This is a genomic window from Campylobacter sp. 2018MI01, assembly GCF_018501205.1.
Classification (GTDB): domain Bacteria; phylum Campylobacterota; class Campylobacteria; order Campylobacterales; family Campylobacteraceae; genus Campylobacter_E.
The window spans coordinates 1-25,398 of the sequence record NZ_JAHCZE010000022.1 but is presented as its reverse complement, the minus strand read 5'-3'; the positions used below and the strand labels follow the sequence as shown (position 1 = coordinate 25,398).

Here is a 25,398-nt window from a genome sequence, read left to right as displayed (position 1 = left end):
TTATCATCATTAAATATTGTATTTTTGTTTATTAAAAACGCATTATCTTCAAATCTTGAAGATATAGAACCATTAAGTCCATATATAAAGTCTTTTTCATACATTATTTTTGCGTATTTTTTGATTTCAGCAAACATTATTATATCCTTGTTAAAAAGTTTTATTTATTATATATACAATATTAAATTACAAGGTAAGCATTTGCAAATTCATATTCCCGTTTTAAAAGATGAAGTAGTTAAATTATTTAAAGATTTAGATAATGGTTATTATCTTGACGCGACTTTGGGCTATGCAGGACACGCTAGTGCTATATTAAAAAATAATAATAAACTAAATCTAATAGCGTGTGACCAAGATATAGAAGCCATCAATTATTCTAAAGAAAAATTAAAAGAATTTAATGTAGATATTCAAATTTATAAAACAAATTATGAAAATATATTTTCTTTCATTAATAACAAAAATGAAATTAAAGGTGTATTAGCAGATATTGGAGTATCTAGTTTGCAATTAGATAAAGATGATAGGGGTTTTTCTTTTGATTCTAATGAATTAGATATGAGAATGGATAAAAATAAAGATTTTGATGCAAAAACTCTAATTAATACCTATACTAGCAAGCAACTAAGTGAAATTTTTAAAAATTACGCAGAATTACCAGAAAAACTAGCTTCTGATATAGCTTCAAATATTATCAAAAATAGACCTATTAACTCTTGCAAAGAACTTAGTAGAATAATAGGAAATGCAAAGTTAAATAATCGTAGTGTAAGCCTAAAAACTTTAATATTTCAAGCAATTAGAATTGAAGTAAACGATGAATTAGGAGTGCTTAAAAGATTTTTAGAGCAACTGAAAGAATTTAAAAATTGTCTAATTTGTATAATTACTTTTCATTCTTTAGAAGATAAAATAGTAAAAGACACTTTTAAAAAATGGGCAAATAATTGCATTTGTGATGAATTTGCAATTAGATGTGAATGTGGTAATAACCATTCCTTAGGAAAAATTATTACTAAAAAACCAATTGAACCTAGCAAAGAAGAAATAAAATATAATTCTAGGTCAAGTTGTGCAAAACTTAGAGCGTTTTATTTAAAATAATGAAAAACATAAGAACAAGTACAGAAGAAAAAGAAGAATTACTAATAAATAAATACCAAGATTATTCTATTTTAGGTTTTAACAAAAGGCTAATATTATTATTTTTTATAATAATGATTATATCAATTAGCTTAGTTTGGGTTAGACTTCAACTCTATGAATCAAGTAAAGTTTATGCTCAATTAAAAGATAAAAGAGAAGTATTAAGCGAAGAAAATAAAGAGCTTAAAAGAAAAATAGAAGCTTTACAATTTAAAAATAAAATTACAAATTATTTTGAAGTGCAATATGGAACTAAATAAACAATATTTTATTAATTCGTATCAAAAATTAAAAGTGTATTTTCATAAATACGACCCTAGCAATTTTTCATTACTATACGCTATGAAAGCTTGCGTTGGACTTGCTATTTGCTTAATCATAAGCTATTTTACAATTCACGAAAACTATACTATTTTTAGTGTTTTATCTTGTGTTTTTATATTTTATATGAACAATCTTAATTCGGTAGGAACTAAGAAAATATTATATTTGCTAGCTTTTACTTTTTTTGGTTGTTTTTTTGCTCTAGTAGTTCCTTATTTAATCAAACTTGATTTTTTTATGGCAATTCCTAGTTTTATTTGGATTTTCGCTGTTATTTTTGCAGGTGCAATTTCACAAGACGCACTAAAAGTTGGCATATATGCAACCTTACTTGTTATGGCTATGTTAATTAGTGCTAGTCTAAATAATTTTGATTCTTTAGAAGTATTTTATGCGACATTAATTGGCTCTTGCGTAGCAACTATTTTTAGAACTTTTGCATTTTATACTTATGGTGGATTTACTAGAAGAAGTTTTATAATGCTTTTAAATGATTTGATTTATATGAGCGAAAATATGACAAATAGCAAATATGAAATGTGGCAAAATTTATTCGTAACAAGGATAAATGAATTTAAAAGACTTTTTGAAAGTAAATCAGTAAATATAAAAGACTCAAGCCTTATAAGACACCAAGAAATGGCTATGTTTTATTTGCTAAAGTGTGAAGAAATAGCACTTGCTTTATTTTCACTAAGGACATTTTTTAAACAAAATTCAAAAAACGCTCATATAAAAAATATTCAAAATGAAATTATTTTTAATCTTGAAGAATTAAAAAAGATATTTAAAGATGAAAAAGTCAATCTCAAATCATTTTGTCTTGATAGATTAAAACAATTAAATACCTTACCAATATTATGCACCTTAGTAGAGGTTCTTTATTACAAGCTTGAATTATTTAAACAAGGTGGAGCAAAACAATTAACCTTAAAACCAAAAGATAAAAAAATCACAATTAAAACTATTTTAGAAAAGTTTCATTTTGATAATAAGTATTTTAAATTCTCAATAAAAGTTGCATTAGCAACTTCGTTTTCATTATTTTTAGCATTATTTTTCAAAATTGACCACGGAATTTGGATAGCGATGGGTGTTTTTACAATGTTTAAAGAAACCATCAATTCAACTACAATTAATAATAAAGAAACCATTTATGCAGCACTCATAGGCTTTGCATTAGGACTTTTAATTATTTTTTCAATACATTCAAAATTAATTTTTGTAGTGCTATTTTTATCATATTTTGCTTGTATATATTTTAAGCATTTTCCATATTTTATAGCAACTATTTTTATTATGTTAAATCTTGCTATTTTATTTGCGAGTTTAGGACTTGATTATGAAAGATTACTTGTATATAGATTGATTGATTTTATTGTAGCATTTTTTATAGTTTATACCTTTTCGTATCTTTGGCCTAGCAAAAGCGAAGATGATATAAAACCTACTTTAAAAGACGCAATAAATAATCTTAAAAACTTCTTAAGTGCTGTTATTAAAAAAGAAGATTATTTAAATTATGAAAATAAAATTTTATTAAATATTAAAAGCCTTAAAAACCTTTTATACGAAAGCAGAAACAAACATAATAAAATTGAACAAATTAGACTACTAGAAGCAGTTTTGGAAATGAATAACTTATGCATATCATTAAATGAGTATTTATATTCAAAATATAATAAAATTCAATTAAAAGAACAATCAGATATTGGAATTTTAATCACTAGATTTAAAATGATGGAAAATATAAGCAATGACTTGCCTTATTATTTTTATGATGAAATAGATGATAAAATTCTAACAAACGATGAGAGAATTAAGTATTTTATAAACCAAATCTCAAAACGCCAAGATATTGTGTATAAATACCTAATTGATAACTAAAATTACTCTAATTCAACTTGCTCTAATAATAATTCATCGCCACTTTTAATCTCAACATTATTGCTAGAGCAATTTTTGCAACAAAACTCATTTTTATTTTGAATAAAACTACAATTACAATCTTTACAAAAAAGTTCAAGTTCTTTTAAAACTACTTCTAATTTAGCATTGAAATAGCTTGAATTATTATCGCTAGTAAAAGCATTGAAAGCTTCTTTAAAATAATGCTCTTCAACCCCACTAAGCCTACCTATACTAACTCTTACTCTAGTAATTTTTGTAGCTTTATTATTTATTCTAATTCTTTCACACTCATCTAAAAGATTATTAACAATTGCCATTTCATGCATTAGCAAATCCTTGGCAATAATTCGCCTTTTGGCATTTGTAAAATCCTACTTCCACCATAGCTATTATTAAGCTTTACTGATGGGCTTTTTGACTTATGCACTACACCTATTATATTTGCAAAATCATTGTATTTTTTTAATTCTTTTAATACATTTTGTGCATCTTCTTTAGAACAAATACAAACAAATGTTCCTTCATTAGCTAATTCTAAAGCATCAAATCCTAATAATTCACAAAGCCCTAAAACCCCATCGCTTATACTAATATCACTTTCATTGATTATAAATTCCAAGCCACTTGATTTTGCTAATTCATTTAACACGCTAGATAAACCACCACGAGTAGCGTCTCTTAGGCATTTTATATCGTATTTTAAAATATCTTTTACTTCACTATATAAACATTTTGCATCACTCATAATATCGTAGTTAAAACCAAATCTAGCAGCCATTACACAAGCTCCATGCCTTCCTAAATCACCACTTACTATAATAGCATCACCTTCTTTTATATTTTTTGTGCTAATTTTATTATTATTAATAAATCCATTTGCATCGCCTATACAAGTTGTATTTATATATATCTTATCAGCCTTACCCTTAGGAACTACCTTTAAATCCCCACACTTAATTCCTACTTCAAATTCTTTTGCAGTATTTGATAAATCATTTAATATTTTTGCTAAATCATCAAGTAAAAAACCTTCTTCTAAAATAAGACCTAAAGTAAGATATTTAGGCTTTGCTCCCATCATCAAAACATCATTTATAGAACCACAAGCTGCGATTTTACCTATATTTGCACCATTAATAAAAATTGGGTCAAGCACAAAAGAATCAGTTGAAAAAGCAATTTTAGAAAAACCATCACACACAGCAGCATCTTCGCTAAGTCCTTGAGAATTATCAGCATGAATATGTTTTAAAATAAAATTATTTAAAAACTCATTCATCTCATCTCCGCCACCACCATAGCTTAATAAAACTTGCTTTTGCATAATATTTCCTTTAATTTCCTATTGTGTAATCTCTTACTAATCTAATTTTTGCTACTTTTGATAAAGCTTCTCCTGTCTCAACACTAATTCTTGCTAAAACGGTGTTTTTATCAAATTTTAACGCCTTAGAACTATCAACTTTTGTATATTCTATTGTGATTAAATATTTTTTATCATTATAATAGTAACTCTCAGTTACTTTTGCGTTTGACATAATACCTGAATTAACTCTAGGATCACCTGATTCAAACCATCTACTTAATGCCTTTGCTCTAGCCCCGTCCATTATAAGTTCAACCTGCTCTTTAAGATAAGCTCTAGCTGCAAATGACACGGTGCTTTTTGATGATTGCAAGGTTAAAACTCCAACAACGCTTACTAAAATAATAAATATAATAGCAGTTATCATACTAAAACCTGATTTTTTCATATTATTACCCCACTTTTGCAAACTTTAAGGCTAGTTTTTTTATTAATAAAACTACCTGGCAAATCATTTACTTCTAAGCATAATTTAATTTTAGTAACGCCGTTATTATTGCTAATAATAAAATCACTAACATTATTTACAAGTGTTACTTTATCAATGGTATTTGTTGCGAAATTTGGTTTTTTATCTTTAAAATCATAACTATAATATTTTAATTCACCATCTTCAAACTTAATACCTTCAATCTTATCAACTAATACATATACATTACTAATTGTAAAAATCTTATCACTTAGTTTTAGTTCAATTTTTGCATAATCTTCTTTCTTACCACTACCAACATTTCTTTCAGCTATTTCTAAATCATACAAATCTTTTTCCATAAAAGAAGTTGAAGTTGCTATATTATCCCCTAAAAAATATACGCCTAACTTATCTCCTAAAGAATACGAATTAATAATTTTAGTATTAATACCTTTTTGCTTATGAGAAAAACAATTAAAATAATTTGTTCCATCATAGCAACTTGCTTTATCATTTACAGCTGCTTCAATAACGCTTTTAGTTTCGTTAAGCCCGTCCCATTTATTATGCTTTTTATCAATAATAGCAATTCTAGCCCATTCAAAAATCTTAAAATCTTTCTTTAAAGAATCATCTTCAATATTAAAAACAAACTTACAATCAGTTACAGAATTTACACATTCAGAATTTTCAGCTTTTTTAAGTCTAAAGCTATTTTTAATGGCATTATTTAGGTGTGTTGTTAAAAAGTCCATAGTAGCTTGAGATTTAAGCTCAAGTTCATTTAATGCTCTAACTCTTTGTTCGTTATCGTAAGAAAATTTGATAATCTCAATTCCAAGCCCTGCAATTATTCCTAAAATAACAATAACAACAATTAATTCTATTATCGTAAAAGCCTTTTTCATCTACTTCCTTATAAACTTAAATAATTTTTTAATTTTGCTTCATTAGTGCTATCCCAAGTGGTATCACTAGTCTTCATTGCATATTGGCTATAAATACTATCTAATCTTCCAAATTTATTAAAAAATACATCAAATGATACAACAGGATTGTCAGTCCCATCTAAAATCTGCATTTTACCTACATACATTGTGCTAGTCCCGCCTATATCTCCACATATACTATTTGTTGATATAGCACAATCAATAGGGGTTTTAAAACCAAATTTATAAGATGAATCTACTCTTAAATGTTCGCCTTTTTTTGTATGAACGTCTATTAAATACTGACCATATACATAATTTATATTTTGACCTAAAACATTAGAAAAGCTTAGATTTTTTTGATTATTTATAGAAATATTATTGATATTTGCAACTGCTTTTACTAATGGATTAGCATATGGAGTAGCATAATATCTTGAATTAATATTAATTTGATTTAGCTCATCAACTTTATAAGTTATCTCACCTTGTAAAGCAGGAGTTAATATATATTGAGATAATAAGCTATTAGTTTTGTATTCATCATAAGCTATATTAGAATTATCATAAGGTAGATTTCTAATAAGTCCATAAAGCTCTTTTACCACATAAAAATATTCTTGTTTATAACCTACCTCATCGCCTTCTAAACTAGCATTAACTATTTTTGGAATAGCTGCTAAGCTAATTCCAATTACAACCATAGAAAATATAAGCTCAATTAATGAAAAGCCTTTTTTCATCCACGAACCCTTTCGTATTCTTTCATATATTCGCCTAAAATTTTAACTTTTTCTAAATTAGCGCTATTGTAAATACTAGCTCTTAATCCGCCAAGTTTTTTATGACCTTTTAAACCTAGCATATTGTGTTCTTTAGCAGCTTTACTCCAAAATTCTAAGTCTAATTCATCATTTCCTGTAGTAAAGCAAACATTCATAACTGATCTATCATCATTATTTACATAAGCTTTGTAAAAATTACTATTATCAATAATATCATAAAGATATTTAGCTTTTATTTCATTTTCTTGATTAATTGCATCAAGTCCGCCTTTAGCTTTAATCCATTTCATAATTTTTGCATATACATAAATAGCAAATGTAGGCGGAGTATTAAATAAAGAATTATTATCTGCATAAGTGTTGTAATTAAACATTTTAGGCATAGTTTTATTTTTACTGCGTTCTAATAAGTCTTTTCTAATAATCAAACACGCAAATCCTGCTATACCAGCATTTTTTTGAACTCCACCATATAAAACACCTATATTTGAAAAGTCTAATTTCTTAGAAAAAAAGTCCGAACTAGCATCAACAATCAAAGGAGAATTTGAAATAGGAAGTTGCTTATATTGAGTTCCATGCACCGTGTTATTTGAACAAATATAAGTATAAGAACTATCATTATTTAAAGCAATTTTTGGAATATAATTATATTTACTATCTTTTGAACTAGCTACGATTTTTGCATTTACTCCAGCTAAGATAGCTTCTTCGCAAGCTTTTTGCGTCCATACATCAGTATCAATGTATTCACAAGGCTTATTATCTAGGCTAAAATTCATAGCCAATAAGCTAAATTGCATAGTAGCACCACCTTGAACGAAAATTACTTCATAATCATCATTTATTCCATAAAGCTCTTTTGCATCTTTAATAGCGTCATTGTGCATTTGCTCATAATAACTTGAGCGATGACTAATTTCCATAATAGAAAAGCCGTTATTTTTATAACTTAATAATTCTTCTTGAATTTCTTTTAAAACCTCTAATGGTAATTCAGATGGTCCTGCACTAAAATTGTATTGTCTCATTTTTACTCCTTTATAATCTTTGCTATTTTTACACAATCAATTGATTTTAGCGTGATTTCATCGCCTTCTTTTAAAGCACTAAGTTTTATGCCTTTATTATCTTTCATAACTCTAGCATACTCTTTAATGCTTTCTAAGAATGCTTGATGAGTGCTCAAAATCTTTTGATAATTATTTATTTTTACATATTTTTCTTTAAATTTAGGTTTAAAGCTGTTATTTAATAATATTTTTTGATTTTCTAGTTTGTCTTTTGCTAGTTTTATTTTAAAATCAATGATGTTTTTACTCTTTATAAAATCATTTAAAGATTGATTTTTATTTAAAATAGCCTTATTAAATGATTGCTTTGCTAGTTTTTCATATTGATTTAGGCTAAATTGCATACTTGAAATATTGCTTTTAAGCTTTGTGATATTTATCTTATTTTCATAAACATTATAAAGCTTTTCTTTATTTTCTAAGGCTTTATGAAAATTATTATTTAAAATAGTTTTTTGATTATTTAAAATTAGCTCATTTTGTTTTAAAATATTTTTTAGCTTATTTTGAAATAAAGTCTTTTTATTTAAAAGATTATTTTTATATGAATTAAATTTAAAATTCACTTCTTTTTTAGAAAATTTACTTGCTAAATATAAATAATTTTGCTCTTTTTTATCCAAATGTTTTTTAATAGTTGAATTAAAATAATTTTGCAAATTATCTAAATCTAGCATTCTATCAAACTTATTATAAACCAAGCTTTGCATAGCCGCAGTTGGGGTCGCATAATACTTACTAGCTGCTAAATCACTTAAATGAGTATCTATTTCGTGTCCTAAACCTGTAATTATTGGGATTTTAGATGCTACGATTTGTCTTACTAAAGCTTCATCGTTAAAGCAAAATAAATCTTCTTTACTACCACCGCCACGAGCTATTAATATAATATCAAAATCAAATTCATTAGCCTTTTTAATACACTCAATTACTCTTTTACTAGCATTTTCTCCTTGCATTAAACTATCAAAAAACACTAATTTTATTAAATAAGCTTCGTTGTTTTCATAAACTCTTAAAATATCTTTAGCAGCAGCTGAATTAATAGCTGTAATTACTGCAATTTTTTTAATATTTTTTGGAATTTGTTTTTTATAAATATCTAAAAACAAGCCTTCATCTTTTAATTTCTTATAAAGTTCATTAAAAGCTGCTTGTAATTTACCCAATCCATCGGCTAATTCATAATCAGTGCAGTTTAATTGATACTTTCCACTAGCAGGATATATGGTAAGTTTTCCAATGGCTATTATTTTATTGCCTACTATTAAATTAGCCTTACCTTTGTTATAGCTTGAAAACATAGTGCAATCAAGGCTTGATAACTCATCTTTAATAGTAAAATACCAATGCCCTGAAGTATGATTTGTAATCTTACTAACTTCTCCTTGAATTGCAATATTTAAAAAAGTGCTTTCTAAATTATTTTTAGCAAGATTATTGATTTCGCTTACACTAAAATATGTTTTTTCTAGTTTATTTGCTAACATTTTTACTCGCTATAAACAATGAACTAACTCCAAAACTATAAGTTTTGAAAAGTTTTAAATCAAAATTATGCTCTTTTAATTTATCTTTAAATTCATCATTTGAGTAAAAATCATCAATAGAATTAGGTAAATATTCATAGGCTGCTTTGTTTTTGCTTAAAATTCCACCTATTATAGGTAATATTTTTTTTAGATAAAAATCACGGAAAAATCCTATTATACCGCCCTTTTCTCTTTTGAAAAACTCCAATACTAAAAGCGTTCCATTAGGCTTTAGCACTCTTTTAAATTCTTCCAATGCTTCATCTTTTTCAACCACATTTCTAAAACCATAACTAATAGTAATTAAATCTACGCTTTCATTATCTAATGGTAAATTATTTGCATAGCCTAATTTAAAATCAATTTCTAAATGACGCTTTTTAGCCACTTCTAGCATTCCACTGCTTGGGTCAATCCCTACAACCTTTGCATTTGGAATTTTACTTAGTAAAACACACATATCGCCTGTCCCACAAGCAATATCAGCTATATTTAAATTAGAATTTAAATTAAGAAAATCTTTAACCTTACTAATCGCATCAAATCTCCATTTTGCATCGATGCCAAAACTTAAAACCTTATTAGCTTTATCATAACTTGGAGCTATTTCATTAAACATTTCTACTATTTTTTCTTGTTTTTGCATATTTATCCTAAATAATAAGTTCTAGCTATTTTACTAATTTTTCTAGCTATTTTTTTAACGCTTTTATTTTTTGCTAATTTTTCTTGAAAATCTAATTTTTTATGAGTTTTAAAAAAGCTTAAAAATTCAAGCAATATTATTAATTTTTCGCAACTTTCATTAAATCTTAATACTTTTATAGCTTCTTTTCTTAAAACTTTTGAAAAGATTTTTACAAAATTAACCTTAGCACAATTTGTGGTATAAAAATTATTTTCATCTAAAATAATACAAGATAAATTATCATAAAAATTATCATTTTTATTGATAGTTTTTATTATATTTTCTTCGTAAATAAAAGAGAATAAATTAAGAATTTCTTTTATTATCTCTTGCTTAGAATTAATACTCAAATAAAACAAATATATCCTTAAAGCAAGTCCTATGCTAATGCTTAAATCCCTTGATTTAAGCCCATAAGTTAAAAATATTTTTAATCTTTCATATTCACTAAAACTAAGTCCATCTTGAGAATTTTCATCAAATAAAGTGCAGATATAAAAATTATTAAATTGTTCTATCATCTTGCCTTGAGTGATGGCTCTTTTGTATTTTAAACTTTTGCTTTTTACTTCATTTAAGCTAAGCTCACTCGTATGATATTCTATGTCAGCTCTTGATAAATTAGCTTTTAAAAAATGTAAATTGCTATCAATTATATCAAGTTTATAAAGACTATTTTCAAATAAACAAAAACTATCTTTAAGCTTTTTAAACTCTAAATTACTCTCTAAGGTAAAAAAGAGAAAGTGTTTTAAAATACTCACCTAAACTCCTTTTTTATCTTATTTTAACTTATATTATTTGCAATTTGAACAAGTAGCCAAAAACGCTGTAATTTTAATACTTTCTATAGGATTATCTAACTTAGTTTGTAAAGTTTGTTGATATTTATCAAGTCCAGCCTTAACTTTATCTAAATCAAAAACACTTTTACAATTATTACAAACCAAATGAATATGTTCGTATTCATATATATCGTATTTTGATTTATCATTAGGGATTGAAATCTCAACTACTAAACCCTCATCAATCATAGTGCTAAGATTTTTATAAACAGTAGCAAGTGAAATTGCAGGATATTCAACCTTTATTTGCTCGTATAATTCATCAATACTAGGGTGTTCGTGTTTTGATAAAACTTTTAAAATGCTTATTCTTTGCGGAGTTGCTTTTAGCTTTCTATCCTTTAAAATCTCTAAAAACTTCATATTTACCTTTACCAAATAATATTTTTTATTAAATGCGAAAGAATACTATAAATAACTTAATATTTCTAGTCATTAATTAAGTTATTTTAAATTTGTAATATTTTTGTAAGGAGAAAAAATGAAAGCGAAAATCATTTATTGTAATGCTTGAAAATATGAACCACAAGCTGCAAGGGTTGCAGATGAATTAATTGGTGAATTTCAAGGAATAGAAGTAGAATTTGAAATAGGAAGTAAAGGCGATTTTATAGTTATTTGTGATAATGAGAAAATATATTCAAAAAATGAATTAATAGGTTGTGATAGCAAAAGATTTCCACATATTAATGAGATTAATTCACTTATTAAAGCCTATAGATAATTAAAGAATTTAATTTTAAATTCTTTAATTACAAATCAATTCTTACTAATTTATAATCAGGGTCAAACCTAAATGATAATAAATTTTCATATATTCCAAAAAGTATCATAAAGGTTACAAAAGAGCTTCCACCATAGCTAAAAAACGGCAGTGGCACTCCAACAACAGGAGCAAATCCTATAGTCATAGATACATTAACCCCAACATAAATAAATATTAATATGGATAGAGCTGATGTGAAAGTTTTAGCAAAATAATCTTTTTTAAGCTTTTTATTAAAGCTTAGCAAATGTAAAATCAGTAATAAATATAATCCTAAAAGCAAGCAAGCACCTAAAAATCCGTATCTTTCAATAGTATATGCAAAAATAAAATCACTCGTGCTAATTGGTAAGAATTTAAAATGAGTTTGAGTAGCATCATCTTTGCTTTTACCATTTATCCCACCACTTCCTATTGCTATCATACTTTGTCTTACTTGATAGCTTGGTTTTTCACTTAAAAAATCGGTAATTCTTTTCTTTTGGTAATCATTTAAATTATCATAGACAATAGGAGCTATTGGCATACAAATTCCAAGCAATAATGCCCCTGTTAAAATAATTTTGTGATGAATGCCCACTAAAAACAATGTAACATAGCCAACTATTAAAATAATTAAAGCAGAACCTAAGTCAGGCTCACTTTTAATAAGAACAAAAGGTAAAATTATATAAAAACTAATTTTGCAAAAATCTTTAAATCTATATCCATCATCAGGTGGAGGATTGTGTCTAATTAAATAAGCAAGCATTAATAAAAATGCAGGTTTAAAAATCTCACTAGGCTGAATCGTAAATCTTGTAAAAGGAATTTCAAGCCATCTAGTAGCTCCTAATTTAGTAGCCCCTAAAACATCAACTAATAATAATAAACCTATGCAAAACCAGTAAAAAAAAGGAATAAGCCATTCAATTTTTTTAATGGGTAATAAAAAAAATATAAAAAAAGCAAAAAACCCTACAATCACATATATAATTTGTTTATGCGCTAAAACTTCATTCGCCTCATTCATTAATAAAAATGAAAAAATTATTATTGGAAATACGAGCAATGGCAATATAAAATCAAAGTGGGTTAAAATTTTACCATCTAGTTTTATCAATTTACAACCTTTTGCTAAATTTGTTTATGAATATGATTTAAAAAGGTTAATATTGAGTAAGATTGTAGCAAGTGAAATTGAAAGAATTGATATATATTTAGCTAAAGTTTTAGGACAAAGTCGCTCACAAATTTCTAATCTAATAAAAAATCAAAATGTATTAGTAAATAATAAAGTAATTAAAAGCTCATATAAACTAAATATAAATGATGAAATAGAGATTAATTACCCTGATATAAAAGATATAAATATTAAATATGAAGCTAATTTTGATGTAGAAATTCTGTATGAAGATGAGTATATGCTAGTAGTAAATAAGCCAAATAATGTAGCAACTCACGGCTGCTCTTCTTTAAAAGAAGCATCACTAGTAGAATGGCTACTTGAGAGAAATTATAAACTAGCTGATATCAACGGCAAAATAAGAGCAGGAATAGTGCATAGACTTGATAAAGATACTAGCGGAGTTATGCTAGTAGCTAAAAGCAATGAAGCATATTTTAGCTTAGCAAATCAGATTAAAAATAGAGAAGTAAATAGAATTTATCTAGCAGTTACAAACCACACAATAAATCAAAATCATATAGAAAAATATATAAAAAGAAATGAGAATAATAGATTAAAAATGCAATCTTTAAGCAAAGATGAATGTATTAAAAAATACGGCTTAAATGAAGATAGATGGGGCAAATGGGCTAGAACTCATTTTATAAATCTTGCAAATACAAATGATAAAGCTTTAATTTCAGCAAAATTAGAAAGTGGTAGAACTCATCAAATAAGAACCCATCTAGCAAGTGTAAATAGATATATTTTAGGAGATAGTATTTATGCTGATGAGAGCAGTAAAAATAAAGCAAATAGATTAATGCTACATTCATTTTATATAAATTACACCCACCCAATAACAAATAATTTTATGGAATTTTATTCAAGTAATTGTTTGAGTTTTAATGAAGCTATTAAAGATTTTAAAGATATAAAACTTGACTTAAATCTAGCTCATAATTTATTAAATCAATTTAGTAATAATTTGGAATAGGATATGCTTATAAATCATTATTCATACTTAGTATAATTAAATCTTTACACGAAAGGCAAAATATGAAGAAAATTATTAAAATAAGTTTATTTACAGCTTTTATTATAGGTTTTAATGCGTGCTCTAGCACAACAAGTCTTAGTGAAATTGCTCCGATTGATAATCTTACTATGGTAAATAATATAAGAACTCTTCAAGGTATGAGAGAAATAGGATTTGAGTGGGACCCTATATATGATCAAAATATAGATGGTTATAAGATTTATAGAAAAGAGCTAAATGATGAAAATGCAAAAGACAAACTAATCGCTACTATAAATGATAGATATGCAACTCATTATTCTGATAATAATTTAAATCCTGATACTAGCTACGCTTATACTTTCGTAACTTTTAATAAAGAAGGTAATTCAAAACTATCTACTATAAATGTAAAAACTATAGGAAAAATTGAACCAGTTACATTCATTCAAGCAATAGCAGGACTTCCTAATAAAATCAAAATAATTTGGAGACCGCATACTGATTCAAGAGTTGTAAAATATAATATTTATAAACAAGACGCTAATTCTGATAAGTGGTATAAAGTAGCAACTATTAATAATCGCTTAAGTGCTGAATATTTAGACGAAGTTAAAGCAAATCTATATGCTAAATACAAAGTAACTGCACTAACTTATAACGGAGTTGAAAGTGATGCTAGTGCTGAAGTTGAAGCAATTAGTAAAGTTTTACCACCACAAATTGTAAATATCAATGTAACCACAAACCTACCTAAAAAAATAATTCTTACTTGGGACGCTCCTAAATATGAAGATTTTTCTCATTATAAAATATATTATTCAAAAGCATCTTTATTACCATTTTTTGAGCTAGCTACAACTACAGAAAATAGCTATGAGGATAATATAGGAGATGATGGAGTAAGCAGATATTATTATGTAACTATGATAGATAAAGACGGACTTGAGAGTGCAAAAACTGGCGTAAATGTAGTTGGAATGAGCCTTGATAAACCTAAAACTCCTGCTCTTACAGGATTTGAATTACAAAATGAAAATACACTAAAAATAAAATGGATTAGCACGGATAATCGTATAAGAACCTATAAACTTATTAAAAATTCAACAGAAGTTGCAAACGGAATACAAAATGATTATTATGTAGATACTACATATGTGCCTGGAGATGTTTATCAAATAATTGGCGTTGATGAATTTGGAATAGAATCAAAACCTAGTTCAAAATTGAGTGTTAAATAATGCCAAATTTTAAAGCAAAATATATAAAGAATTTAACCTTGCCAATTAGTGTTGGGGAGGTTGAATTTAAATTTAAAACAAAAACACAATTAGGCAAAACTTTAGTTTATACTAGTATTAATAATTCTAGTTTTTTTATAGAACTTAACGAAAAAAATAATGAATTTGTAGTAAAAATTGATAAATTAACAAAAATTACTGACTTAGCCTTGATGCAAAAAGCCTTAGAAGCATTTGAAAAAACATTTTGTGATGAAATCATATCAAAAGCATATCATTATAATAAATTTAAAGAATTAGCAAGTAATGTCATATCATCTCCTAAGGACTTTAAAGAATTAATTAATTCATTAGATAATGCTTATTTAGAGATAGGTTTTGGTTCAGGAAGACATTTGCTATATCAAGCAAAAAATAATCCTCAAAATACTTATATTGGAATAGAAATTCATAAACCTAGTCTTATTCAAGTAAGTAAATTAGCTAAAGATTTAAAGAATATATATTTATTAGATTTTGATGCAAGAATAGCTATAAAAGAATTAAATAATAGTTGTTTAAATGGAATATATTTGCATTTTCCTGTGCCTTGGGACGATGCTCCTTATAGAAGAGTTGTATCAAATGAATTTAAAAACGAGTGCGAAAGAGTATTAAAAGAAAATGGATTTTTTGAATTAAGAAGCGATAGTTTAATGTATGCAGAATATACAAAAAATATTTTTTCTGATTTAGACTATGATTATTTTAAAAATAAAGACGCAAGGATAATAAGCAAATACGAAAGCCGTTGGCTTAAAATGAATAAAGATATATATGATTTTGTTTGCTATGTGAGAAATAAAAAGAATTTAAATCAAGAAATCATAAATCAAAAAATTAATTTCAAAATTGATTTTAATAAGCTTAATTTTATAAAACATATTGATGAAGATTTTTTCTTAAAAATATCAAGAATTTATGAATGTGATAATGCAAAAATCATTCAAATAGCTTATGGTGGATTTGACACACCAAGTAGCTCTTATTTGTTATGTAAAGAAAATGAAGAATTTGAGTTTTTATTTCACGACTTTTGCCCAAATACTTTAAATTTAAAAGCATTTATTAAATTAAAAGAGTTTTTACAATGAAAAGCAATGCTACTTTAATAAATGCCAATAATTTAACTCTAGCCTACAATAATGAAATAGTATTGCATAATATAAATTTTAGTGCTAATGAAGGTGATTTTATATTTATCACCGGTAAAAGTGGTAGCGGGAAAACAACATTGCTTAAAAGTTTTTTTGGAGAATTTAGCGAATTTAGTGGGGATTTGCATGTTTTGTTTAAAAATATGGGAAATATTAGCAATGCTGAATTATTAAAACTTAGAAGAAAATTAGGAATAATTTTTCAAGATTATAAACTAATTAACGAGCTAAATGTAAGCGATAATATAGCATTACCTTTAAAAATAGCTGGCGTTAAAAATGAACAAATCAGCAAGCATGTAGATGTGTTATTAAAATACACAAAACTTCAGCATAAAGCTAAAAAAATGCCTTTAGAATTAAGTGGCGGAGAGCAACAAAGAATAGCCCTTGCAAGAGCAATTATACACAATCCTAAAATAATAATATGTGATGAGCCAACAGGAAATCTTGATATTCATTCAGCTGATATTATTTGGCAATTACTAAACGCTGCTAGAAATACATTCAATGCTTGCATTATCGCAGTAACTCATCAAATTCCACCTAGAATTGATTTTAATTATAGGCATTTAAATATAGAAAATGGGGTTTTGAATGAATTTATTTAAAACACATATTAGTTTTATTTTTCCACTTTTTATTATATGTTTTTGTTTTCAATTTGCCTTTTTTATTGATGAATTAATAAAAGATTATGAAACCAAATTAAATAAAGATTACAGCGTAGTATTAGTAAGCGAGCTAGAAATTCAAGCAGTTGATTTAGCTAATATTGAGTATTTTTCAAGTATTAACGAATTAGACCCTAGTGAAATTCTTAATAAATTAAAAAAAGATATAACAAATGCTAATTTAAATACCTTAAAATCAAAACTCCCAAAATTTTATAATATTAGCTTTACTAAATTTATTAATGAAAACGAAATAAATCAAATCAAAAAACAACTATTAAAAATACCGAATGTTTTAAAAGTAGAAACATTCTCAAAAACACACATTAAAATATATAAACTATTAAATATTATAAAACTAATCTCTTATATATGTTTAATTTGCATAAGCATATTATCTATTGCTTTATTTATAAAACAAATAAAAATTTTTAAATACGAGCACGAAAATAGAATTTATATTCTTAATTTATTTGGGGCAAATTTCTTCCAAAGAGCTGCACCAATGCTTAAGATTGTTTTTGTAGATAATATAATTTGTTTTGCTTTATTATTTGCGTTTTTTATTAATTTTAATAATATCTCTTATATAAAAGAATTTTTAGCAAAACTTGATATAGATTTACCGCAAATTGATTTTTTACCTAGTTTAATTGAAGTAAGCTCTTATTCTTTACTAGCTTCATTACTATGTATAATGATTGTAATGTTTAAGGTAAAAAGACAATGAAAAAACTTCTAATAGTTTTGTTTAGCTTAAGTTTATTTGCAAATCAAATAGAAAACAACACAAAAAAACTAGAGCAAACTCAAAATGAAAAAGAACAAATATCAAAAAAATTAGAAGATTTGGCAAGTGAAATAATTGAAGGGGAACAAAAATTAAAAGAAATAAATGAAAAAGTTAAAAAAACTTCAAATATAACGGCAGAATTACAAGAACTTGTAAATGCTCAAAATGGAGAATTAAATACATTTATCACACAAAATAAAGAGCTAATGAAAGATAAAGAGAAATTAGGTGCTAAATTAGTTGAAATAATTGCTAAGGATTTTTCGTATGATTTAATAGCACCAAAAGATTTAATTGATAGCTCAATGAGTATAGTTTCTATTGAAGTATTAAACACACTTTCTGAAGTTTTGAATAATGAGCTTTATAAAATTTCAAAAGATTATGCAAGAACGCAACAGCAAATTGATTATAAGCAAAAAAAAATTAGTGAAATGAATGTAAATATTGATAATTATAAAAAACAAGCAAAAGAATTAAGCGAACTTAAAAAACGCCAAGAGAATTTAATTTCTAAACAAAAACAAGATGAAAAAATATATAAACAACGCCTAACAAATTTACAAAAACAACAAGATGAAATTAGAGCAACTTTGGCTAAGTTAAAAATCATAGAAAATGAAAAATCAAATAAAAAATCAAGTCAAACTACACAAGTAAAACATTCTGATACCTTAAGTTATGATGGAAAGGTAGCAAAATATACAGGAGCAAAAACTATAGCACCTTTGGTTGATTTTAGTGTAAAACAAAAATTTGGAGATTACATAGACCCTATATATAAATTAAAAATATTTAATGAAAATGTAGTGCTACGCTCAAATACGCCTGATGCCAATGTAAGAGTAGTATTTGATGGAAAAGTAGTTTTTGCAAATGATACTGCAGTCCTTGATAAGGTTGTAATTGTTGAACACGCAAATGGAATTCACACAATATACGCTCACTTATCAAAATTTAGCAAACTTGCAAAGGTTGGAGAAGTATTAAAAAAAGGAAACATTGTTGGAAAAGTTGAAAGGGATTTAACTTTTGAAGTTACACAAAAAAACTACCACATAAATCCGTTAGAACTAATCAACAATTAAATTATAGTTATACTTTTAAGTATTTATACGCAAATAACATTAGTAATGCTAAAAATAATACAAAAAATCCTTGCATACTAAAATACAATTCATAACTAATATTATCAATATATTTTGCAATAATTCCTTCAATTCCTTGTGCGGCACCAGAACATAAAAACCAAATTCCCATAGTGCTTGAATTAAATCCACTTGGAGTTAATTTTGATACTATGCTAAGTCCTAAAACCCCTATACTTGTTTGAGAAATACCCAACATAAAATAAGTAATTAATATATATATTGGATTAATAAAATCATCTTTACTAAGCATTCCTAAAACAATAAATGAACTAGCAGCAATAATCATAGCAGCTGGTATAATTAATGCTTCATTAATTGAGCTTTTTTTACTTATAAAACTTAAAAGCACACTTGTAAAAATACTAACTAAAAACATAAAAGCTAAATACCAACTAGCTGGAATTTGATAATTTAAAATACTAAAAGAAACCTTACTTTTAATTAAAATATTTAAAGTATTAAAGCTTTGAAAAATCAACATATAAAAAAACACAGCAGCTATTAAATAAAAAGCTAATTTTTTAAAATTATTTTTTGTTGGTATTTTTCTATAAATAAAAATATAAAAAATTATTAAAATTAAAATTGAAAAAATACTTATAATTTTACTAACCACCAAAAGTTCTTGAGTAGCTAAGAATGCAATAAATAAAAATATCAAAATAAGCATAGCTATATTATTTTTAAAAAAATCATATTTTATAGGTTCGCTAGATATATATTTTGAATTATAAAAAAATACTAAAATAGCACAAAATACACTAAAAAATGATATGAAAAATGCTAAATTATAAGAATGTAGTATTAAAAGACCAGCACTAATTTGCCCCAAAAAACATCCTATATTTACAAAAATATAAAACATACTAAATACATACTCGCTATCATTAGGATAACTTTTAGATAACAAACTTGTAATATTTGACTTGATTAATACACTACCAAAAATAATGCAAAAAAGAGATATTGTTAATAAATCAAAAGTTAAACATAAATACCCTAAAGTAAGAAAAATAATTCCTAAAATTACACATCTTTTTGCACCTAAGCAAAAATCACTTAAATATGCTCCAAATATACCAAAAGCATAAATGGCAGCACCCAAACTTGCACTTATTGCACTTGCTTCACCTTTAGAAAAAGAAAATGTATCCATTAAATAAAATACAAAAATACCTAAAAAGCCTAAAAAGGCAAATCTTTCTAGGGCTTCTATGTAACATATTGGTAATAGTGGTTTTAACTTATTTTTTGACATCGTTTTCTCCTAAAGAAAATCTTGAAGCCTAAGAAAGATTTAATTCTATTAAATTTAAAGGAGGTGGTGGATTTACCAGGACTCGAACCTGGGACCAACCGGTTATGAGCCGGTTGCTCTAACCAACTGAGCTATAAATCCTCCGTGATTAAAAGCTGTTATTATATATTTAAAAACTTAAAAATTACTTAAACAATAAAATTTTTATCTTTTTTATAGGCTTTTATTGAATATTACAAAATAACCCATAAAAACCTATAGGCATTTATAAAAAATATAAATGCCTAATCATATTACATAGCAATAAAATTCTTAGGATTAAAATACTCAAGATTAAAGGCATTTGCCACACCTTCGTGAGTGCAGTGTCCTTTATGTGTATTTAAACCATATCTTAAACTTTCAAAACAAGTTATAGCACCAATTACTCCAAGGTTTGCTATTTTAATTCCATAAGGAGTTGTAGCGTTTAATAGTGCTAAAGTAGCTGTTTTTGCAACTGCTCCTGGCATATTACCAACTGCATAATGAATTATCCCATCAACTTCATAAATAGGGTTTGTATGAGTTGTTGCACGGCTTGTCTCAAAACAACCACCTTGATCAATCGCAACATCAACTATAACAGCACCTTTTTTCATATGCTTTAAATGTTTTCTAGATAATAATTTAGGAGTTTTTGCTCCTGGAACTAAAGCTGCTCCAATTACTACATCAGCATCTTTTATACTATCTAATATATTTGAAATATTACTATATAAAGTAGTAATCTTACCATTAAATACATGGTCAATATAATCTAGTCTATTAGCATCACGACCTAAAATTACAACTTCTGCTCCCATACCAAAAGCAAGTTGAGCAGCATTAAGCCCTACCATACCACTACCTAAAATTACAACTTTTCCTTTTTTAACACCAGTTAGACCACTAAGCAGCATTCCATTACCGCCATAAGTTTTTTCCAAATACTTACAACCTTGAATTACCGCTAAACGACCAGCAATAGCACTCATAGGAGCTAAACAAGGAAGATTTTTACCTTCTTGAATCGTCTCATAAGCAAATGCTGATATTTCTTTATCTATTAACATTTTTGTAAGTTTTTCATCTGCTGCTAAATGTAAATATGTATATAAAATCTGTCCTTTTTTAAAATACTTATATTCACTTTCAATTGGTTCTTTTACTTTAATAATCATTCCAGCTTTTTCAAAAATTTCTTCTTTAGTTAAAATCTTTGCTCCGGCTTTTATATATTCTTCATCACTTATATCAATACCAGCACCGGCTTTACTTTCTACTAAAACTTCATGTCCATGATTTATATATTCAATAACATCTAAAGGCGTTAAGCCAACTCTATATTCTTGGTCTTTAATTTCTTTTAAACAACCTATAATCATTTATACTCCTTTTGTGATAAAGGAGTATGATATAAAAAAAATAAAAACTTCAAAAGATTTTTTTGAAAAAATTATAAAAAGTGTTACGAATTTACAAGTTATATGTTTTCTAACATATGAACTATTACAATTTTAAACGCCAAAAATAAAAGTAGCAAGCTTCCTATTGGTTGTAAAATTTTTTTATTAACTTTCATTTTACTTATGAACAAACTAGAAAAACACATAAAAAATGTAATTAAAGCTATTAATAAAGAAGAAATAAATAAATTATATTCCAAAGAAAATATCATAAGTCCTGCACCTAGTGCATCAATACTAGTCGCTATGCTAAGCAAAAATAATGAACCATAACTTATATTAATATTCTCATTTTCATTATCTAAGAATTCCTTAAATAATTTATATGCTAAAAATACAAAAATTGCAAAAATCACATAATGGTCAATTGCTTGAATTAACTTCATATACCTTACATTTAATAAATAAGTTACATAATATCCTAAAATAGGCATTAAAACTTGAAAACAAGCAGATAATGCACTAAAAACCAATAACTTTTTTAAAGATTGTTTTTGTAGCACTAAGCAAATACTTAATGCTACAAAAAATGCGTCAATTGCTAAAGAGAAAGCTAAAATAACAATATCAATTATCATCAAATAAGCCATTCTCTTCTTCTAAATTTTCTTCTTCGTCTTCTTCCTTAGGGCATTTTGCAATGCTTACAACCTCATCGCTACCAACATTTACAACGATTACTCCGCTTGTATTTCTACCAGCTTTTCTAATGCTTTGCATATCAGTTCTAATCATCTTGCCACTACTTGTAAGCGCCATTAAATCCATAGTATCATCAACAATTACAATGCCTACTAAATCTTTTGTCTTTTGAGTAAGTTTCATACAAATTACGCCCTTACCACCGCGACTTTGTAAGCGATATTCTCCTGCATCAGTTCTTTTTGCGATACCTTTTTGGCTAACACTTAAAATTTCTTGCTCATTACTTTCAATAACCACTGCACCTATTACATAATCTTGCTCTTCTTTAAAGCGAATAGCAGTTACTCCACGAGCTACACGACCAATTTGACGAACTTTTGTAAGTGGGAATTTAATACACATACCCTTTTTAGTAGCTACAAAAATCATAGTTCCACTAATTTGCTCTTCTTGGTTTTCATCTAAAGAATTTTCTTCTTCAACAATTTGAATATTATCATCTTCAATAATTTCACTATTTTCATCAACCAAATCAATATTTTCACTATCATCATTTTGTGCTATTAAAACACTTACTAATTCATCGTTTTCATCAAGATTAATAGCTCTTACACCAACTGAACGGATATTACTATATTCACTTAAATTCGTGCGTTTAATAAGACCATTTTTAGTAAAGAATGCAAGTGATTTTGTCTTAGCAAAATCAGTTGTTGGAATTATTGCCATAATTTTTTCATCTGGTAAAAGATTGATTAGATTTACAACAGCTTTTCCTTTAGCAGTTCTGCTACCTTCAGGAATTTTATAAACTTTCAACCAATATAGTTGTCCTTTATTAGTAACAAACATTAGCGTATCGTGAGAATTTGCAGTAAAGAAACTCTCTATAAAATCATCATCATAAGTAGTAACTGCGACTTTACCTTTACCACCACGCTTTTGTTTTTCATATGATTTTGTAGGAACTCTTTTGATATATCCACGATGAGTAATTGTAATTACCATTGGCTCATTTGGTATTAAATCTTCTACATCAATTTCATCATAATCATCTACTATTTCAGTAATTCTTGGAACTTTAAATTTATTTTTAATTTCTAATAATTCATCGTGAATTATTTCTTCTATTTTTTCTTCGCTTTTTAAGATTGCATTTAGTTCTTCAATTTTTGCTAAAAGTTCTCTTAATTCATCTTCTAATTTGTCTCTTTCAAGTCCTGTAAGACGGCTAAGTCTCATTTCTAAAATAGCATTAGCCTGTAATTCAGTTAAGCTAAATTTTTCTACTAAAGCATCTCTTGCACTTGCAGTATCTGCACTTGATTTAATTAATGCAATTACTTCATCTATATTATCTAGTGCAATTTTAAGACCTTCTAAAATATGTGCTCTTGCTTTTGCTTTTTCAAGTTCAAAAATAGTTCTTCTAATAATTACGGTTTTTCTATGATTTAAGAATAAATCTAATAGCTCAATTAAAGAAAATACCTTAGGTTCTTTATTGTGAATTGCTAACATTATCACACCAAATGTTGTCTCCATTGTGGTGCTTTTAAATAAATTATTTAGCACAATTTCACTCATAGCATCACGCTTAAGCTCAATTACAAGGCGAATTCCATCTCTATCACTCTCATCTCTTGTCTCGCTTATACCTTCTATTTGCTTTTCTTTTACAAGCTCTGCAATTTGCTCGTGAAGTCTTGCTTTATTTACTTGATAAGGCAACTCATCAATTACTATTAGCTCTTTATTTCCTTTTTGTTCTATATGAGTTTTTGCTCTTACTTTAATTCTACCGCGACCTGTTTTATAAGCTTCTATAATGCCTTTTTTACCAAAAATTATCCCACCAGTTGGAAAATCAGGACCTTTTATAAACTGCATTATTTCTTCTAAACTAGCGTTTTTATTCTCAAGTAAATATAAAAGTCCATCTACTAATTCATCTAAACTATGTGGCGGAATATTAGTTGCCATACCAACAGCAATACCACTTGAGCCGTTTAATAATAAATTAGGCACTCTTGAAGGTAAAACATCAGGCTCACTCATACTATCATCATAGTTTGGAACAAAATCAACGGTGTCTTTATCTAAATCTTTTAACAATTCTTCAGCCAAAATTGTCATTCTAGCTTCAGTATAACGCATAGCTGCAGCACCATCTCCATCAACTGAACCAAAGTTTCCTTGACCATCAATACTTGGGTATCTCATTGAAAAGCTTTGTGCCATTCTTACTAAAGCATCATAAACAGCAGTATCTCCGTGCGGATGGTATTTACCGATTACATCACCCACTATACGAGCTGATTTTTTATAAGCACTTTTTGAACCTACTCCTAAATCATTCATTGCATAAAGAATTCTTCTATGAACCGGCTTTAATCCATCTCTTGCATCAGGTAAGGCACGGCCTATAATTACTGACATAGAATAATCAAGATAGCTTGTTTTTATACTATCTTCAATATCTACAATAGTAATTTCACTATTATCAAATAAATTCATTGTTTTCCTTTAAGTAAAGATTTTTTTATACTAGCAAACTAAACTTTCGCATCGGCTAATACGACCGCAAAAAGAACCTTAATTTTAGCTTTTTTAAGCACTAAATTCGCTTGTTTTAAAGACTCACCTGAAGTGATAATATCATCTACTAAAATTACAGGTAAATCCAAGGTCTTTTGCAATTCATATTTTCTTTTATTTTTCTTTCTAAATGAAAGGCTTTTGCCTTTATAAATAATCTTATTTTTTGCTTTAATTGCGTTATATAATGGAATAATATTTTTTGATTTCATATTTTTAATAAGTATTGCTGTATGAGAATACCCGCTAGAGCAATCATCATCTAAGCCTATAGCATAAGCTAATTCATTATCAAAATGAAATCTTTTATAAGAATAAGATGCGAGTTTATTTAATATAAAATATCCACTAATAAAATGCTTGTGATGTAATAATTTTTTAATTTTAGAATATTTATAAAAGCTAATTAC

The 25,398-nt window shown here is 26.7% G+C and carries 25 protein-coding genes, 1 tRNA gene and 1 pseudogene; 10 read left to right on the top strand and 17 right to left on the bottom strand.

Annotation, left to right across the window (positions count from 1 at the left end):
• Window positions 1-201 precede the first annotated feature (201 nt).
• The 3 genes from rsmH to KJQ97_RS04895 are packed head-to-tail and all read left to right on the top strand — an operon-like array spanning window position 202 to window position 3,360.
• Window positions 202-1,107: a 16S rRNA (cytosine(1402)-N(4))-methyltransferase RsmH gene (gene rsmH, locus KJQ97_RS04905; protein ID WP_214120139.1), complete on the top strand. Its 906-nt coding sequence runs from the start codon at window positions 202-204 to the stop codon at window positions 1,105-1,107.
• Window positions 1,107-1,409, top strand: a complete 303-nt coding sequence (locus KJQ97_RS04900; protein ID WP_214116578.1) for a hypothetical protein — start codon at window positions 1,107-1,109, stop codon at window positions 1,407-1,409. The genes rsmH and KJQ97_RS04900 overlap by 1 nt, the downstream gene beginning before the upstream one ends.
• Window positions 1,396-3,360 carry an FUSC family protein gene (locus KJQ97_RS04895; RefSeq protein WP_214116576.1) on the top strand — a complete coding sequence of 655 codons (1,965 nt, stop codon included), beginning with the start codon at window positions 1,396-1,398 and terminating at the stop codon, window positions 3,358-3,360. Before KJQ97_RS04900 ends, KJQ97_RS04895 begins: the two co-directional genes overlap by 14 nt.
• 2 nt (window positions 3,361-3,362) lie before the next feature.
• Here KJQ97_RS04895 and KJQ97_RS04890 read toward each other — a convergent pair whose 3' ends face one another.
• Genes KJQ97_RS04890 through KJQ97_RS04845 form a run of 10 tightly spaced genes read right to left on the bottom strand, consistent with a single transcriptional unit; the run spans window position 3,363 to window position 11,377 of the window.
• The gene (locus KJQ97_RS04890; RefSeq protein WP_214116574.1) at window positions 3,363-3,710 is read right to left on the bottom strand and encodes a hydrogenase maturation nickel metallochaperone HypA/HybF; all 348 of its coding nucleotides are present in this window, start codon (window positions 3,708-3,710) and stop codon (window positions 3,363-3,365) included.
• A complete protein-coding gene (hypE, locus tag KJQ97_RS04885) occupies window positions 3,710-4,708 on the bottom strand; it encodes a hydrogenase expression/formation protein HypE (protein ID WP_214120138.1) in 999 nt (332 codons plus the stop codon). The genes KJQ97_RS04890 and hypE overlap by 1 nt, the downstream gene beginning before the upstream one ends.
• Window positions 4,709-4,718: 10 nt before the next feature.
• On the bottom strand, window positions 4,719-5,138 hold the full coding sequence (locus tag KJQ97_RS04880) for a hypothetical protein (RefSeq protein ID WP_214120137.1): 420 nt from the start codon (window positions 5,136-5,138) through the stop codon (window positions 4,719-4,721).
• Window positions 5,135-6,070 (bottom strand): prepilin-type N-terminal cleavage/methylation domain-containing protein, encoded by a 936-nt coding sequence (locus tag KJQ97_RS04875; RefSeq protein ID WP_214120136.1) that lies wholly within the window; start codon window positions 6,068-6,070, stop codon window positions 5,135-5,137. Before KJQ97_RS04875 ends, KJQ97_RS04880 begins: the two co-directional genes overlap by 4 nt.
• A gap of 8 nt (window positions 6,071-6,078) precedes the next feature.
• The gene (locus KJQ97_RS04870; protein WP_214120135.1) at window positions 6,079-6,834 is read right to left on the bottom strand and encodes a type II secretion system protein; all 756 of its coding nucleotides are present in this window, start codon (window positions 6,832-6,834) and stop codon (window positions 6,079-6,081) included.
• Window positions 6,831-7,907, bottom strand: coding sequence for a 3-phosphoserine/phosphohydroxythreonine transaminase (gene serC / locus KJQ97_RS04865; RefSeq protein ID WP_214120134.1), 1,077 nt, complete (start codon window positions 7,905-7,907; stop codon window positions 6,831-6,833). Before serC ends, KJQ97_RS04870 begins: the two co-directional genes overlap by 4 nt.
• A gap of 2 nt (window positions 7,908-7,909) precedes the next feature.
• Window positions 7,910-9,439 carry an exodeoxyribonuclease VII large subunit gene (gene xseA / locus KJQ97_RS04860; RefSeq protein WP_214120133.1) on the bottom strand — a complete coding sequence of 510 codons (1,530 nt, stop codon included), beginning with the start codon at window positions 9,437-9,439 and terminating at the stop codon, window positions 7,910-7,912.
• Window positions 9,426-10,127, bottom strand: coding sequence for a bifunctional demethylmenaquinone methyltransferase/2-methoxy-6-polyprenyl-1,4-benzoquinol methylase UbiE (gene ubiE, locus KJQ97_RS04855; RefSeq protein WP_214116559.1), 702 nt, complete (start codon window positions 10,125-10,127; stop codon window positions 9,426-9,428). The genes xseA and ubiE overlap by 14 nt, the downstream gene beginning before the upstream one ends.
• A gap of 2 nt (window positions 10,128-10,129) precedes the next feature.
• Window positions 10,130-10,933, bottom strand: coding sequence for a hypothetical protein (locus KJQ97_RS04850; RefSeq protein ID WP_214116557.1), 804 nt, complete (start codon window positions 10,931-10,933; stop codon window positions 10,130-10,132).
• 33 nt (window positions 10,934-10,966) lie between these two features.
• Entirely contained in the window at window positions 10,967-11,377 is a 411-nt protein-coding gene (locus KJQ97_RS04845; protein ID WP_214116554.1) for a Fur family transcriptional regulator, read from the bottom strand.
• Between the two features lie 163 nt (window positions 11,378-11,540).
• On the opposite strand from KJQ97_RS04845, the pseudogene KJQ97_RS09925 reads away from it, so the two are divergent.
• Window positions 11,541-11,738: pseudogene (locus KJQ97_RS09925) on the top strand (Rdx family protein); the annotation flags it as partial.
• Window positions 11,739-11,766: 28 nt separating this feature from the next.
• Here KJQ97_RS09925 and KJQ97_RS04835 read toward each other — a convergent pair.
• Complete coding sequence (locus tag KJQ97_RS04835; protein ID WP_214116552.1) at window positions 11,767-12,882, bottom strand: FtsW/RodA/SpoVE family cell cycle protein; 1,116 nt, start codon at window positions 12,880-12,882, stop codon at window positions 11,767-11,769.
• A gap of 52 nt (window positions 12,883-12,934) precedes the next feature.
• On the opposite strand from KJQ97_RS04835, the gene KJQ97_RS04830 reads away from it, so the two are divergent.
• The 6 genes from KJQ97_RS04830 (at window position 12,935) to KJQ97_RS04805 (ending at window position 18,937) form a co-directional block, all read left to right on the top strand.
• Window positions 12,935-13,924 carry an RluA family pseudouridine synthase gene (locus KJQ97_RS04830; protein ID WP_214120132.1) on the top strand — a complete coding sequence of 330 codons (990 nt, stop codon included), beginning with the start codon at window positions 12,935-12,937 and terminating at the stop codon, window positions 13,922-13,924.
• 62 nt (window positions 13,925-13,986) lie between these two features.
• Window positions 13,987-15,186: a fibronectin type III domain-containing protein gene (locus KJQ97_RS04825; RefSeq protein WP_214120131.1), complete on the top strand. Its 1,200-nt coding sequence runs from the start codon at window positions 13,987-13,989 to the stop codon at window positions 15,184-15,186.
• Window positions 15,186-16,319 (top strand): tRNA (guanosine(46)-N7)-methyltransferase TrmB, encoded by a 1,134-nt coding sequence (trmB, locus tag KJQ97_RS04820; RefSeq protein WP_214120130.1) that lies wholly within the window; start codon window positions 15,186-15,188, stop codon window positions 16,317-16,319. Before KJQ97_RS04825 ends, trmB begins: the two co-directional genes overlap by 1 nt.
• Entirely contained in the window at window positions 16,316-16,993 is a 678-nt protein-coding gene (locus KJQ97_RS04815) for a cell division ATP-binding protein FtsE (protein ID WP_214120129.1), read from the top strand. Before trmB ends, KJQ97_RS04815 begins: the two co-directional genes overlap by 4 nt.
• The gene (locus tag KJQ97_RS04810; protein WP_214116540.1) at window positions 16,980-17,786 is read left to right on the top strand and encodes an ABC transporter permease; all 807 of its coding nucleotides are present in this window, start codon (window positions 16,980-16,982) and stop codon (window positions 17,784-17,786) included. Before KJQ97_RS04815 ends, KJQ97_RS04810 begins: the two co-directional genes overlap by 14 nt.
• A complete protein-coding gene (locus KJQ97_RS04805) occupies window positions 17,783-18,937 on the top strand; it encodes a murein hydrolase activator EnvC family protein (protein WP_214116538.1) in 1,155 nt (384 codons plus the stop codon). Before KJQ97_RS04810 ends, KJQ97_RS04805 begins: the two co-directional genes overlap by 4 nt.
• Window positions 18,938-18,944: 7 nt before the next feature.
• Here KJQ97_RS04805 and KJQ97_RS04800 read toward each other — a convergent pair whose 3' ends face one another.
• From KJQ97_RS04800 to KJQ97_RS04775, 6 genes are all read right to left on the bottom strand, one after another.
• Window positions 18,945-20,258: an oligopeptide:H+ symporter gene (locus KJQ97_RS04800; RefSeq protein ID WP_214120128.1), complete on the bottom strand. Its 1,314-nt coding sequence runs from the start codon at window positions 20,256-20,258 to the stop codon at window positions 18,945-18,947.
• Between the two features lie 64 nt (window positions 20,259-20,322).
• Window positions 20,323-20,399: transfer RNA gene (locus KJQ97_RS04795), tRNA-Ile, on the bottom strand.
• Window positions 20,400-20,551: 152 nt separating this feature from the next.
• On the bottom strand, window positions 20,552-21,664 hold the full coding sequence (gene ald / locus KJQ97_RS04790; protein WP_214116534.1) for an alanine dehydrogenase: 1,113 nt from the start codon (window positions 21,662-21,664) through the stop codon (window positions 20,552-20,554).
• A 98-nt stretch (window positions 21,665-21,762) separates the two neighbouring features.
• On the bottom strand, window positions 21,763-22,335 hold the full coding sequence (locus tag KJQ97_RS04785; protein ID WP_214120127.1) for a manganese efflux pump MntP: 573 nt from the start codon (window positions 22,333-22,335) through the stop codon (window positions 21,763-21,765).
• Window positions 22,313-24,907 carry a DNA gyrase subunit A gene (gyrA, locus tag KJQ97_RS04780; protein WP_214120126.1) on the bottom strand — a complete coding sequence of 865 codons (2,595 nt, stop codon included), beginning with the start codon at window positions 24,905-24,907 and terminating at the stop codon, window positions 22,313-22,315. The genes KJQ97_RS04785 and gyrA overlap by 23 nt, the downstream gene beginning before the upstream one ends.
• A gap of 38 nt (window positions 24,908-24,945) precedes the next feature.
• Window positions 24,946-25,398 (bottom strand): ComF family protein (locus KJQ97_RS04775; RefSeq protein ID WP_214120125.1); only part of this gene is annotated, 453 nt, incomplete at its 5' end.